This is a genomic window from Actinomyces sp. Z5 (assembly GCF_003287795.1).
Classification (GTDB): Bacteria; Actinomycetota; Actinomycetes; order Actinomycetales; family Actinomycetaceae; genus Actinomyces; species Actinomyces glycerinitolerans.
This window is the reverse complement of record NZ_QMIN01000078.1, coordinates 22,388-35,949: the sequence shown is the minus strand read 5'-3', so window position 1 is coordinate 35,949 and position 13,562 is coordinate 22,388. Positions and strand designations below refer to the sequence as shown.

General features: G+C 72.1%; 12 protein-coding genes. 5 read left to right on the top strand and 7 right to left on the bottom strand.

The window, feature by feature from the left end:
- Nucleotides 1-594 precede the first annotated feature (594 nt).
- Together DRB06_RS16690 and DRB06_RS16685 are read left to right on the top strand one after the other, a co-directional pair.
- Nucleotides 595-2,838, top strand: coding sequence for a DUF222 domain-containing protein (locus tag DRB06_RS16690; RefSeq protein ID WP_258522249.1), 2,244 nt, complete (start codon nt 595-597; stop codon nt 2,836-2,838).
- Nucleotides 2,768-3,256 (top strand): HNH endonuclease signature motif containing protein, encoded by a 489-nt coding sequence (locus DRB06_RS16685; protein WP_309300333.1) that lies wholly within the window; start codon nt 2,768-2,770, stop codon nt 3,254-3,256. Before DRB06_RS16690 ends, DRB06_RS16685 begins: the two co-directional genes overlap by 71 nt.
- Before the next feature lie 24 nt (nt 3,257-3,280).
- On the opposite strand, the gene DRB06_RS11555 is transcribed toward DRB06_RS16685, so the two are convergent.
- The 4 genes from DRB06_RS11555 to ispF all read right to left on the bottom strand — a co-directional run bounded on the left by DRB06_RS11555 (nt 3,281) and on the right by ispF (nt 7,939).
- On the bottom strand, nt 3,281-4,522 hold the full coding sequence (locus DRB06_RS11555; RefSeq protein ID WP_111820020.1) for a hypothetical protein: 1,242 nt from the start codon (nt 4,520-4,522) through the stop codon (nt 3,281-3,283).
- A gap of 190 nt (nt 4,523-4,712) precedes the next feature.
- A complete protein-coding gene (gene rlmB, locus DRB06_RS11550; RefSeq protein ID WP_073333973.1) occupies nt 4,713-5,708 on the bottom strand; it encodes a 23S rRNA (guanosine(2251)-2'-O)-methyltransferase RlmB in 996 nt (331 codons plus the stop codon).
- Between the two features lie 76 nt (nt 5,709-5,784).
- Entirely contained in the window at nt 5,785-7,308 is a 1,524-nt protein-coding gene (gene cysS / locus DRB06_RS11545; RefSeq protein WP_073333970.1) for a cysteine--tRNA ligase, read from the bottom strand.
- A 31-nt stretch (nt 7,309-7,339) separates the two neighbouring features.
- Nucleotides 7,340-7,939, bottom strand: a complete 600-nt coding sequence (gene ispF / locus DRB06_RS11540; RefSeq protein ID WP_111820019.1) for a 2-C-methyl-D-erythritol 2,4-cyclodiphosphate synthase — start codon at nt 7,937-7,939, stop codon at nt 7,340-7,342.
- A gap of 223 nt (nt 7,940-8,162) precedes the next feature.
- Here ispF and DRB06_RS11535 point away from each other — a divergent pair, with 223 nt between their 5' ends.
- The 3 genes from DRB06_RS11535 to DRB06_RS11525 all read left to right on the top strand — a co-directional run bounded on the left by DRB06_RS11535 (nt 8,163) and on the right by DRB06_RS11525 (nt 11,447).
- Nucleotides 8,163-9,368, top strand: a complete 1,206-nt coding sequence (locus tag DRB06_RS11535) for a methyltransferase domain-containing protein (RefSeq protein ID WP_258522250.1) — start codon at nt 8,163-8,165, stop codon at nt 9,366-9,368.
- Nucleotides 9,369-9,454: 86 nt separating this feature from the next.
- A complete protein-coding gene (locus DRB06_RS11530; protein ID WP_146750875.1) occupies nt 9,455-10,906 on the top strand; it encodes a serpin family protein in 1,452 nt (483 codons plus the stop codon).
- 139 nt (nt 10,907-11,045) lie between these two features.
- Nucleotides 11,046-11,447 carry a GNAT family N-acetyltransferase gene (locus DRB06_RS11525; RefSeq protein WP_395994451.1) on the top strand — a complete coding sequence of 134 codons (402 nt, stop codon included), beginning with the start codon at nt 11,046-11,048 and terminating at the stop codon, nt 11,445-11,447.
- 48 nt (nt 11,448-11,495) lie between these two features.
- On the opposite strand, the gene DRB06_RS11520 is transcribed toward DRB06_RS11525, so the two are convergent.
- The 3 genes from DRB06_RS11520 to DRB06_RS11510 are packed head-to-tail and all read right to left on the bottom strand — an operon-like array spanning nt 11,496 to nt 13,497.
- Entirely contained in the window at nt 11,496-12,167 is a 672-nt protein-coding gene (locus DRB06_RS11520) for an HAD family phosphatase (protein ID WP_073333963.1), read from the bottom strand.
- Nucleotides 12,164-12,703 (bottom strand): hypothetical protein, encoded by a 540-nt coding sequence (locus DRB06_RS11515; RefSeq protein WP_073333960.1) that lies wholly within the window; start codon nt 12,701-12,703, stop codon nt 12,164-12,166. Before DRB06_RS11515 ends, DRB06_RS11520 begins: the two co-directional genes overlap by 4 nt.
- A complete protein-coding gene (locus DRB06_RS11510; protein ID WP_108969108.1) occupies nt 12,700-13,497 on the bottom strand; it encodes an HAD family hydrolase in 798 nt (265 codons plus the stop codon). Before DRB06_RS11510 ends, DRB06_RS11515 begins: the two co-directional genes overlap by 4 nt.
- Nucleotides 13,498-13,562 lie beyond the last annotated feature (65 nt).

The following is a 13,562-nucleotide window of genomic DNA, read 5'->3' as shown; positions in this document are numbered from 1 at the left end:
TGGTCGCAAGGATGCGGTCACCGCCCCGCGCGGGGCGTCATCAGGCCACCGGACGATCGCCAGACGCACACGCGTATCAACACGACGGTTCGTTGAGCTCATGCCCCAATCCGACCCGAAGTGTCACCACCAAACACCCCCGAACTGTCACCGATGTCCTGAGGCAGAACTGTCACCGATGTCCTGAGACATAACAGTGCGGTTCACGACCACCCCGGGGTCGTAAACCGCACCCCAAGGTCGGAAACCAGCGCCGACCAGCGCTGACCGGTGCTTGGCGCTTGAGCTTGAGGGTGCGGCCGCATGGAACCACGATGCGGCAGGCCTCGCTCGGGCGCGGGAGGGCAGCCTGAGGATGGGCGGTGCTTGTGCTCGTGGTGCGAGGCCTCCCTCGGGCGCGGGAGGGCAGCGCCGCTGACCGCCCACCTCCTCACGTCCAAAGACAAGCCATCCTCGGGCGCAGGAAGGTAGCGCTAGAGCGCGGGAGAGGCCGTCCTCGGACCGGCCAGAACACACCACCAGCCACACCCCCAAACACGAAGAGCCCGTTAAGGACACGGAATTCATGTCGGTGCCCCGCGATACCGTGGACACATGTACGAAGGCAACGGTGCTGAGCGGCGATCCGGCGGGGCGTCCCCGACGGATCGGGCGGGGCTGCCCGGCGTCGGGAGGGGATCGACGGCGACCGTTGCCTGGGCCGCTACATGCGGGGAGGCAGCGGCCGGGCCCGGGGCCGAGCAGGATTCCACGGCCGTGCTCGAAGTCGTGCGGGAGCCCACGGCGCTGATCGAGCACCTGGCGGAAGTACCTGCAGGCGCAGGTCTGGCGAGCCTGGTTGAGGGTCTGTTGGCCGGCATACTGGTACCCGCCAACCCCAACGGTGAGGCGGCCGGCTCCGCCGGGGAGAACGCAGCAAACGCAAGCGCGGTGGCTACTGCAAGCATCGCGGACGCTGCGAACACCACGGACGCTGCGAACACCACGGACACTGCAAGCATCGCGGACGCTGCGAACACCGCGGACGCTGCAAACACCGCGGACGCCGTGGGCATCGCCGAGCTGGCAGAAATACTGGGGACTCCCGACACCGGCGCACTGTTCAACACCATCACGAGCCCGGCCGACCGCGCCCTGGCGCAGGCCTCCGCACAGCAGGGCGTGGACTGGGGCGAGGGCACCGGCATCGACCGCCTGGCCGCGCTGGGCGGGCAAGTGCTCAGCGAACTGGTGGCGGCGTGCCACCGGCTGGTCTCCTGGGCGTCGTGGTGCGAAAGCGCGGCGGCTGCGTGCCTTGCCCGCACACCGGAAATGAACCGCGGCGCAACTCCCTGGGGTCCGGACGGGCGACTCGAATGCCTGGTGACGGAGGAGGAGCGACGTTTCACCACCAGCGGGGAGATCGCCTGCCGACTCGGCACCACCCGCCAGAGCGCCTGTCAGATGTTGGATCGGGGCGAGGCTCTGCTACAACCCGAGTTCGCGGCCACCGAGACCCTGCACCGGGGCGGCCTGCTGGATGCGAGCAAAACCGCCCTGATTGTTCGCCGCCTGGAGGGTGCCGACGCGAGGGTGGCCAGGGCCGTACAGGAGCAGGTCCTGCCTCGCGCATCCCGCAGGACGACGTCGCAGCTGGCCAAGGACATCGACCGCGCCCTGGCCGCTTTAGACCCCGACGGCGCCGGCAGCCGCCGTAAGCGCAACCTGGCGCGCAGGCACGTTACGCGGCCCCGCCAGGCGGGCGAGGGCGTTCATGAAATGCGGCTCCTGCTGCCGAGCCTGGACGCGTTCCTATTGGATGCGACCCTGGACGCCATAGCCGCCTCCGCCCGGGCTGCCGGGGATGAGCGTTCCCCGGCGCAGCTACGGGCAGACGCCATCACCGGCATGACGCTGCGCACCCTGCAAGCCAGCCAGTACGCCGCCTGTCGGCCGTCTTTCACCGCACCTGCAAACGTCGACCACGCCGCCCCAGCAACTGTACCGACCAGCGTCGACGCCGGTGCCCTGCCGCCTGCACCGGCCAGCTCACAGCTGCTGCCCGACGGGGTCCCGTTGGAGGGGTTGCTGGCCGGGTTGAGCAGCCTGGTTGAGCCCTCGCTCCCCTGGTGGACGCCCTCCGGGGTAGAGGCGGTCTTCCCTCCGCCGGGGATCACCATCAATGTCGACGTCGCCGTCCCCTTGGAGCACCTGCTCCCCGACGGCGCCGGCGCCATCGGGGATGACCCGCAGACCGGATACGGCCCGCCCATCGGGGATGACCCGCCAACCGGGTACGGCCCTCCCACCGCCGGCGATACGCCGGGGCGGCCCACGGACGCCGTAGTCGGGCGATCCTTCGCATCCGACGGGCGAAGTGTGCCCGAAACGCCCCCGGCCGACGGGAGCAGTGCGCCCGCCGCAGGTCACTCAGACTCACCTGCGCGAGGCAGGAGCAGTGCGCCCGCCGCAGGTCACTCAGACTCACCTGCGCGAGGCGGGAGCAGTGCGCACACCGCGGTTTTGGACGGTCAGCGCCCCCTCCCCTACACCGGGACAGCCGCGGGCGCGGCTCCTGCGGCCGAGGTCACCATTGGGGTCGGCACGGCGCCGGTGCCCGCCGCCACCGCCCGCGCCCTCGCAGCCGGCGGGGTCTGGCGCAGGCTGGTCACCGACTCGGTCTCGGGGACGGTAGTCGACGTGGGCCGCACCCACTACCGGCCCCCCGGTCGCCCTGCGCGAACTCGTACAGGCCAGGGACGGCTCCTGCACGTTCCCGGGCTGCACCATCCCCGCCACCCGTTGCGACACGGACCACATTCAACCCTGGGCCGAGGGCGGGGCGACCAGCCTGAGTAATCTCACCAGCCTGTGCCAGGCCCACCACCGGCTCAAGCACACGCCCGGGTGGAGCCTCAGCCGCACCGACTCCGGTGATCTGACCTGGTGTACTCCCACCGGCGCTCGCTACCGGCGCAGCCTGGACGGGAGCATCACCCTTCTGGCCCACAGGATCGGGCCTCGCCAACTGCTTGTCCCCGCCCAGAAGGTCCCCGCGCGCCTCACCGAGGCCGTCGACGACGCCGTCCTGAGTCGTCTCCAGCACGGCCTTGAGCTCAGTGCTCGAGACGCCGCTCGTGCGGGCGGGCGCCCCCGAGTCGCCAGCCGCGGTCCCCGCCCCGGCCAGCCCGTCGGCGCTTTCGAGACCACTCCCTACTCGGAGGCCCTGCACGACCTCGGCCTGGCCCCACTGCTAGACGAGATTCCGCCCTTCTGACATTCCGCCCTTTTGACCGCCTAGTCAGGCCCCGAGCTCCTCGGCTACCAGCGCCATCTCCTGGTCCGCACGACGCCGCAACTCCCGGTGTCGGGTCCAGGAGGCGAGGGAGGCCTCGGCGACCGCGTCGACCAGCAGCACCACACCCGTGGCCAGCAGGCCGCGGTGTGCCACCCCGGTGCGGTCGCGGCGGTGCACCGCCGTCCCGATCAGCGCCCCGCCGATGCCGGCCTCCAGGGCAACGCCGGCCCGCATGAGCCAGGGCCGCTCGGTGACGACGCGAATGTAGGTCTGCCAGAAGGCCGAACCGGGTGCCTCCGGGTCCTGCAGCATGAGCCCGACCGAACGCCCCACGGCGTTGGACAGGCCGCGCGGCTCGTGCACCACGGCGCCGGGCGCCTCCGCGGGCGCCAGCCGACCGGTCAGCACCGACGCCACCCAGTCGGGCAGGCCGAGCGCATCGATCAGGGCCACCAGGCCGTCGATACCGGGGGTGGAGAAGGCCTCCGCCACCGCCTCCGCATCCGCCCCGGGCACGGCCGCGGCCACGAGCGAGACGTCGGTGGAGTCGGTGAGCATTTCATCCACCAGGGCGCGCAGGGCCGGCCCCGGCTCGGCCACGCCGCCCCACACGTACTGCGAGGTCATGCCCCAGGAGAAGACGGCGTCGTCCTCACTCTCGCCGGTGGTGACGGCGCGTACCGCGATGTCGCGGGCGTCCACGGTCAACACCAGGGCCGGCAGAGACTCCTTGTCCCAGCCGAAGGAACCCAGCTGGTTGCCCTCACCGGAGTACATGACGATGCGCCGGTCGAGCGCGGGCAAGGAGGTGACGGCCAGCGGACGCTCCAGCAGGGTGGCCTGCAACGGCACCATGTAGGCACTGAGCGGAGAGACGACCACGGTGCGGGAACCCTCCGGCGTCTCCGAGGCCACGGTCGGCAGGGCGACATCGGCGGGCAGGGCGTTGAAGGAGGCCGGGCCGATGGTGACATCCCCGGAGAACTCGCGCGCAAGGGACTCAACCAGCTCGCTGATGCGAGTTCCGGCCATCACGCCGCCACGCGACGGCGGGGTGACGGCCACGCGCCCGTCGGCGTCGGCCAGCAGTGTGAGGGAGAGCAGGTGGGGGGTCGCCGGGTACCACTCGAGGCGGGCGACTACCCGCTCCGCCTCGAGGCGCGCGGCAACCGCGTCCGGCTGGGTTCCGGGCACGACGAGTACGCCCTCGGTGCGGTTCCAGCGCTGTGCGGGGTCTTGAGCCATGAAGGCCTCCTAGTCGGATGGTGACGACCGTTGTCCGGCCCGTCCACGCGACGGGCGGGGACACCACCATTGTGTCAGCATAGAGCCTCCCGGTCAGCCCGGGGAGCCCCGACCGGGGTCGCCGGGTTGCCTGGCCGGGGGAAGCCGGACCACCCGGCCGGGTCGTCAGGCGGCAGGAAAGCCTCGGCGGTTACTTGCCGGCCCCGGCCCGACGGCGCAGCCGGTCGACCTCGTACAGGGCGATGCCGGTGGCCACCGCGGCATTGAGCGACTCCACCGTCCCGGCGATCGGGATGGAGATCAGCAGGTCGCAGGTCTCGCGCACGAGCCGCGACAGTCCGCTGCCCTCCGCGCCGGTAACCACCACCAGCGGGGAGTCGGCCAGATTCAACTCCTCCACCGGCGTATCCGCCCGCCCGTCCAGGCCGACGACGAAGCAGCCCTCCCGCTTGAGCGCCTCGAGGGCGCGCACCAGGTTCGTCTCCCGGGCGACCGGCACCCGCGCGGCGGCGCCAGCGGACACCTTCCAGGCGGCGGCGTTCACGCCCGCGGAGCGGCGCTCGGGCACGATCACGCCGTCGACGCCGAAGGCCCCGGCCGAGCGCAGCACCGCCCCCAGGTTGTGGGGGTCGGTGACCTGGTCGAGCGCCACCAGCAGGGGGGTGTGTCCGGCGGCGCGGGCACGTTCCAGCAGGTCGCGGGCGAGCACGTACTCGTAGGCGGGCACCTCAATGGCGACCCCCTGGTGGGCGGCGCCCTCGGTGAGGGCCTCCAGGTCGAACTTGGTGGCCTCCACCACCGGTGCCCCGACCAGGGCGGCCCGCCGCACGACGGCGCCCAGGCGGTCATCGGATTGGGCGGAGGCCGCCATGAACACCCGGGTGATGGGCACGCGTGCGCGGGCCGCCTCCGCCACCGCGTTGCGGCCGCAGACGATCTCGTGGTCCCGCGGCACGTTGAAGCGCTGCCGGGCGGCCTCCAACTGCCCGGAGCGGGTCGGCTGAGCGGCGCGGGCCTCGGCCCGGGCCTTGGCGCGCGCCTTCGGGTGGCCGACGCGGTCCTCGGCCTTGGGGGTGGGTCCGCGCCCCTCCAGGCCGCGGCGGCGCACACCGCCGGAGCCCTTGAGCGGGCCCGTCTTCTTGCCCTGCTTGCGTATGGCGCCGTGGCGCCGATCATTTCCCGGCATCGCGGGCCTCCTGTTCTGCGGTTGGCGGCCAGTGGCCGCGGTGACGTTGGTGTTGCGCCGGGGTCGACGCGGCGGGTCAGGCCAGGTGCCAGCGGGCCCCGGTGGCACTGTCCTCGACGACGACGCCGGCCGCGGACAGCTCGTCGCGCAGCGTGTCCGCCCGCGCCCAGTCCTTGGCGGCGCGGGCCTGCGCCCGCTGCTCCAGCAGCCCGGTGACCAGCTGGTTCAGGGCACGCATGGCGGCGTCGTCCGTGCTGCCGCCCGCGCCGAGCACGCGATCGCGCCAGGGCTCGGCGAGCGGGTCGAGGCCGAGCACGTCCAACTGGGCGCGCAGGTCCAGGGCCGCCTGGGCGACGGCGTCGAGGTCGGGGTTGGGCGCGGCCAGGGCCGTGTTGAGAGCCTTGAGACTGGCGTGGACGACGGCCATGGCGCCGGCGAGGTTGAGGTCGTCGTCCATGGCTGCGGCGTACTGCGCGGGCAGGTCCCGGGCGCGCACGGCCGCGGCGGGGGCGTCGACCGGGTTCGGGCCGCCGTCGGCGGGCGCGGTGATCTCCAGGGCGCGCATGATCGCCCCGGACAGCCGCTCCCATAGGGAGGCGGCGTCGGCGAGAGTCTCCTCGGAGAACTCCACCGTGGAGCGGTGGTGGACGGTGCCCAGCGCCAGGCGCAGCACCGCCGGGTCGTAGCGGTTGAGCAGTTCGGAGACCACCAGCGAGTTGCCCAGGGACTTGCTCATCTTCTCGCCCTTGATGGTGACCCAGGCGTTGTGCACCCAGTGGCGGGCGAAGCCCCAGCCGGCCCCGTGGGACTGGGCCTGCTCATTCTCGTGGTGCGGGAAGCGCAGGTCGATGCCGCCGCCGTGGATGTCGAAGGACTCCCCCAGGTAGCGGCGGGACATGGCCGAGCACTCCAGGTGCCAGCCGGGCCGACCCCTGCCCCAGGGGGCGTCCCAGGCGGCGTCCGCGGGCTCGGTGGGCTTGGCGGCCTTCCACAGGGCGAAGTCGCGCGGGTCGCGCTTGTCCGCCTCCACCTCCGCGTCGATCTGGGAATCCTCCTCGGTGGTGGCCAGGTCGTCGACGCTCTGGTTGGTCAACGACCCGTAGTCGGGCAGGGAGCGCACATCGAAGTAGACATTGCCGGGCTGCCCGGTGTAGGCGTGTCCGGCGTCGAGCAGCCGCTGCACCAGGTCGATCATCTCGGGGATGTGGCCGGTGGCGCGCGGCTCGTAGGTGGGGGGCTGCACGCCGAGGGCCCGGTAGGCGGCGTCGAACTCGCGCTCGTGACGCTGCGCCCACGCCCACCAGGGCACGGGCGGGTCGGCGGCCGCGGACTTGGCGAGGATCTTGTCGTCGATATCCGTCACGTTGCGGATCAGCACGACGTTCTGCCCGCAGTGGGTCAACCAGCGGCGCAGCACGTCGAAGGCGATGGCGCTGCGCATGTGGCCGATGTGCGGGGAGCCCTGAACCGTGGCACCACACAGGTAGATCGCCACCGTACCGGGCGTGACGGTGGGCGCCAGGGGCACGACGCCCTGAGCGGCCGTGTCATACAGGCGCAGGTTCAGCGCGGGACGCGCTTCATTGGATGAGGTGCTCACGGCCGCAGCCTAGCGGGTGCGGCGAGTCCGGCTACACCTGCGGCACCGGCCAGACCAGGGCGGTGGCGATGGCCGCCAGGCCCTCCTCACGCCCGAGGAAGCCAAGGTGGTCGGTGGTCGTGGCCGAGAAGGCGACCGGGGCGCCGACGGCGTCACTCAAGGCGGTTGTGGCCTCCCGCATGCGCCCGGCGACACGCGGGCGGGCGCCGACCAGTTGCACGGCGACGTTACCGATTTCGAAGCCGGCCGCGCGCACCCGCCCCGCGGTCTCCGCCAATAACGCCGAACCGGAGGCGTTCTCCCATTGCGGAGCGTCTGTGCCGAAGTTACTGCCCAGGTCCCCCAGGCCGGCGGCGGACAGCAGGGCGTCGCAGCAGGCGTGGGCGACGACGTCGCCGTCGGAATGCCCCTCCAGTCCGACCTCGTCGGGCCAGTCCAGGCAGGCCAACCGCAGCGGAGTGTCGGAGTCGGCGGCGAAGGCGTGCACGTCGGTGCCGATGCCGGTGCGCGGCGTCCACTGGGCGATCTGCGCGCGGTAGGCGGCGGCGTCGGCCTCGGTGAACGTGGCGGTGCCGGCCGAGTGGCGGGGCGTGCGTCGCGCAGGGGTATCACTGTCGGGTTGATCGGTCATGCCCCACAGTCTGCCGTATATCTACTCGTGACCCGTGTATCCGTTTGTTGCCCCGCGCGTCGCCGGGAGCACCGGCCGCCTTGACGCGGTGGCAGGATCCGGCCGGACAATGCGCCCCGTGGCTCCCGCACGCACGTCCAGCAGCACTACCCCGGCCGCACCGGCCGGGTCGACGCCGCTGTGCGCGCTGCACGAGGACGGCACCTGTCACTCCTGCCCGCACATGTCGACGCCGCTGCCCGTGCAGCTGGCCCGCAAGCAGGCCCGGACCGTCGCACTGCTGGCCGACGGCGCGAACCCCGTCCCGGCCGCGGCCTGGGAGCGGCCGGCGGCGAGCGCGCCGAAGCGCTTTCGCAACAAGGCCAAGATGGTGGTCTCGGGGACGGCGGCCAAGCCGCTGCTGGGCATTCTCGGGCCGGGCGGGCACGGCGTCGATCTGCGCACCTGTCCCCTGCACGTGCCCGAGATCGAGGCGGCGCTACCGGTACTCGCACGCGCGATCACGACGCTCGGGCTGACGCCCTACGACGTGTCCGCGCGGCGTGGCGAGCTCAAGCACCTGCTGGTAACGGCCTCCCCGGACGGGGACCTGATGGTGCGCTTCGTGTTGCGCAGCCGCCGATACGTCGACGACCTGCGCGCCGCCCTGCCCGGCCTGCGGCGGGCGCTGCCGACGCTGGCGGTGCTCAGCGCCAACATTCAGCCGGTGCACCAGGCGATTATCGAGGGGCCCGAGGAGATCCTGCTCACCGAGGACGACCGTCTGCTCATGCGGCTGCACCTGCCGGTGTCGGACGCGCCAGAGGATGGCACGGCGGGTGCGGGCCCGACGGAGCTGCCGTTGTACCTACCCACGCGTTCCTTCTTCCAAACCAACACCGGCATCGCGCAGGCGCTTTACGCCACGGCGCGGCGGTGGGCGGATGATGCGCTCACGGTTCCCGGTGCGGCGCCCACGGCTCCCGCCGCGACGCCCACCGCCCCGCGGGCCCCGCGGCGGGTGTGGGACCTGTTCTGCGGCGTCGGCGGCTTCGCCCTGGCCCTGGCCGGACCGGATCGGCGCGTGCTGGGAGTGGAGGTGTCGGCGGCGGCGATCGACGGCGCCCGGGCCGCCGCCCGACTCATGAGGCTGCCCGACGATCGGGTCCGGTTCGAGGCGGGCGACGCCTCCGTTCTCGACCCGGGAGCCGGGCCGGTGCCGGACCTGCTGGTGGTCAACCCGCCGCGGCGCGGCATCGGGGCGGAACTGGCCGAGCGCATCGAGGCCGCGGGGGTGGAGCGGGTGCTGTACTCCTCCTGCAACCCCGCGAGCCTGGCGAAGGACCTGGCGCGGATGCCCTCGCTGCGGCCGCGGCGGGCGCGCCTGTTCGACATGTTCCCCCACACCGACCACGCCGAGGTCCTCGTAGACCTCCGCCGACGTCGGTAGACGTTACGTGCCAAGACCGGTTGTTAGGGCGGGTCTGGGCACGACGGCCCATGGATCGGTGTCGCCTTGTCACGTAGCCTCGTGACATGGCGAGCAACGACGCTGCACCCGGTCCCTTTCCATCCGCCCCCTCAGCATCGACCACCCCCTCGGCCCCTGCGCCCCCGGGCCGCCCTGCGCCCGGCCGCGGGACTCGCGGCCTGTCCCGCCGCCGGGCGCTGGCGCTCCCGCCCGCCATCGCCGCGCTGGTGGCCCTGGGCGGGTGCGGAGTATTCGGAGGCTCCGCGCGGGCACAGGCCTACGACACCGACGCCGTCCACCGCGAGATCCCGCTGGAGGACGCTCCCGGCGCGCCGGATGCCGCGGCCGCCTGCGCCGCTCTGAGTGAGTCACTGCTGCGCTTCCGCCTGGGCGAGGAGCCCGCGGCTAACGCCTTGACCTGCCCGGTCGGAACGGCCCTGACCATAGCCCTGCTGTACGCGGGCTCCGACGCCCCCGCCGACGGCGTGGACTCACTGCTCGGCGTATCGGCCGCCAAGGCCGCCGACGCCGATTCGGGCACCACCCGCGACCTGACCTGGTCGGCGCTGCAGAACGCCCTGCTGGCCTACGACCCCAGCGATGAGGAACTGAACGACTTCGACCCCGAGCAGATCCCGGAGGCCCCGCTGCTGCACATCGCCAACCGGGTGCTGCTGGTCGGCGATGACCCGGCAGTGGAGCAGTCCTACCTGGATGCCGCCCGCGAGTGGTATGCCGCCACCACCGAGCACGCGGACCGCGACGACGCCAAGGCCGCCCTGGACGCCTGGGCCGAGCGCCACACCGGCGGGCTGATCAAGTCCTCGGGCATTGAGATCACCAAGGACACGCGGCTGGTGCTGCAAAACGCCCTGCTGTTCGCCGCCCGGTGGAGCACTACCTTCGACGCGAACCACACTTACGACCAGGACTTCACCCTGGCCGACGGCTCCACGGTCACCGCCCAGCTCATGCACGAAGACTTCTTCCGGCCCTGCGTGCAGGGCGAGGGCTGGCAGGCCGTGCGCCTGCCCTACTGGGACGGGGACGACGACGCCCAACTCGTCATGGACGTGATCCTCCCCGACGCCGGCGTCGCTCCGACGGATCTGCCCGAAGGCGCCTGGGAGCAGGCCTCGGCGGCGCTGGACGCCGTCACGGAGGACCGGAGGAGCGAGGTCGTGCTGGCCCTGCCAACCCTCGACCTGAAACCCGGGCCCGTGGACCTGCTCGCCTTTCTGGACGCCCAGGGCACCACGCTGGACTCCCTGGAGCACATCGGCGAGGAGCTGGTCGTCGACCAGGCGGTCCAGCAGGTCCGCCTCATGGTCAAGGAGGAGGGCACGGTGGCCGGGGCGCTCACGGAGCTCTCCGGAGCGGACGGCGCGGCGGCACCCCCGGAGGCGCCGGTGCAGTTCATCGTGGACCACCCCTTCGCACTGCGCATCGTCGACCAGTTGACCGGCCTGGTGCTGATCGAGGGCGTCATCATGGACCCGACCGCGGCCGCCGAGTAATTCCGGCCACGCCGCGGCCCCGCCTCCCGAAGGCCGGCCGAACGGCTACGCTCATACCCGGCAGCCCTTCCCACGACTGTAAGGAGTACCCGTGAGCGTCGACGTCATCACCCAGTCCACCCCCGAGCTCGTCGAGGCGATGGAGCGCCTCATCCCCCAGCTCTCCCGCAGCGCCCCGGCTCTGACCGCCGCGCAGTGCGAGGCCCTGGTCGCCCAGCCGGGCGTGTACCTGTTCGCCTTCCGCCCCGACGCGCCGCTCGCCGACGGCACCACCCCCATCCTGGGCATGCTGACCCTGGCGACCTTCACCATCCCCACCGGACTGCGCGCCTGGGTGGAGGACGTCGTCGTCGACGGCGACGCCCGCGGCCACGGTGCCGGCCAGGCACTGGTCGAGGCCGCCGTCGAGTACGCGCAGTCGCTGGGCGCCCGCACCGTCGACCTCACCTCGCGCCCCTCCCGGGAGGCGGCCAACCGCCTGTACCGCCGGGCCGGCTTCAAGCTGCGCGAGACGAACGTTTACCGCTTCTCCGGCGAGTGATCCCGCGGCCGGTCCGGGGCGCGGCGTCGTGCATGCCCCGGCCCACGCTCAGGGCTCGGCCCACAGCAGCAGGTGCGGCGTGACGGCCTTCAGGTCCGGGACGACGACGAGCCCCGGATCGGCCGGGAAGTGCTTGTGCCCGCCGATCTGGATCACCCGCAGGTCGTTGGAACGGGCGGAGGCCGCCCCGGTGGCGGAGTCCTCGACGACGACGCACTGGTCCTCGCTCAGTCCCAGCAGGCGCATTCCGGCGGCGTAGGGGGCCCGATCGGGCTTGCCCGGCAGGCCGTCGTCGCCGGTTATCAGGCCGGCGAAGACGTCGCCGAGCGCGTGCGCAACCGCCTCGACGATCGGGCGCGGGGACTGGGTGACGATCACCTGCGCCAGCCCGACCTCCAGCAGGGTCTGCGTGATCTCCCGCGCCCCCGGCACCAGCGGCGGGTTGGCCTTGACGGCGGCCTCGACGTCGGCGGCCATGCCGGTGAAGATCGCCTCGGCCGCCGGGTCGTCGGGGCCGGGGGCCGCCCCGGTGGCGGCGATGAGTTCGTGGGTGCGGCGGATGGAGGCGCCTTCCAGGGCGGTGACCTGTGCTGCGGTGACGGTGCCGCCGGCGGCCTCGCAGCGACGGCGGAAGGACTCATCCCAAAAGGGTTGGGAGTTGATGAGCGTGCCGTCCATGTCCCACAGGACGCCGCGCACATAGCGGCCGGAGTCACTCATCGCTTGCTCCCGGAGTTGCGCCCGCCGTTGCCCGACCGGCCGCGGCCCTTGTTGCCCTTGGCGCGTCGGCGTTCGGCCCGCTCCGCACGCCGAGCAAGCTTCTCCTTCTCGCCCTGCGCCCACTCGACGCGCCCGGTCAGCCAGTCGCGGGTTTCGCGGGTGAGCATCTTGTTGTCCTCCAGCAGGCCGCCTGCGCGCAGCTCGGTGAAGTCCAGGTACTCGGAATTGCGGGTGCGCGCGTACTGTCGCTCGGCCTCGTGCAGGTCCGCGGCATCCCGTGCGACCTGCCGCTCGATCATCTGCCGCCCCAGCAGCAGGAAGATCGCCAGCACCAGGGCCACGATGCTGCCGTAGCCCTTCGTGGGCGCATACAGCAGGGCCGCCAGGACGGACAGCCCGACGGCGGGCCCCATCATGCCGTAGGTGTACCCCTCGGAGCGTCCGTCGTGGCCGCGGGCCCAGGCACGGAGCTTGGCGCGCCCGTCCGGGTCGCCACCATTGAACCAGTCGCGCACCCGCCCGCCGATGCTGCTCATCGTTCTGCCTCCTCAAGTAGCCCGTCGATCAGTTCGGCCATGGATCCCACCGACCGCTCGCAGGCGGCGACGACGTCGGGCGGGGACCAGGGCAGGCAGATGGCGTGGTCGGCGACGACGTGCATGGGGATGTCGTTCCAGGAGTCGCCCACGCTCCAGGTCTCGATCCGCTCCCCCGGCAGGGGACCGTCGGTGCCGGTGAGCACGTCCACCAGGTCACTCAATCCGGCGCCCTTGGTGGCCCCGGCGGGAATGACGTCGAGGAACTCCTGGTTGCGCACCACCTCGATCTGATCCGGCCAGCGGGCGGTGAGGTCGGTGGCGATGCGCTCGCGCACGTCGTCGTCGCGCACCCGCATGGGCACCCCGATGAAGCGGTGGCAGGGCATCTCCTCCAGGGTCATGGGCAGGAAGATCTCCAGGATTGGGGAGGTCTCGTGGTAGGTGTCGGACAGGATGTGGTCCGCCTCCATGGTGGTGGCGAAGACGGTGAGCCCGTCGATGCCCTGCAGAAAGTCGGCGATCTCGTGCGCGACGCCGTCGGGCAGGTAGCGGGCGGAGAGGACCCGGTAGTCGCCGTCGATCAGGACGGCGCCGGTGAAGGTGACGGCGTAGTCGAAACTCATGCCGGCGGCCGTGAGGGTGTTGCGCGTGGCGAAGACGGACTTGCCGGTGTCGACGACGAGCAAGTTGCCGGCGTCCCGCCAGCGCTGCATGGCTTCCAGGTCGGCGGAGCTGACGCGCCGGTCGAACAGGACCGTGCCGTCCAGGTCGGTGGCGATGAGTTGACGCACTGCTTCTCCTGCCAGGCCGAGTTATGTGCTGGGTAACAGATTACTGACTGGGCGCCGGGAGCACA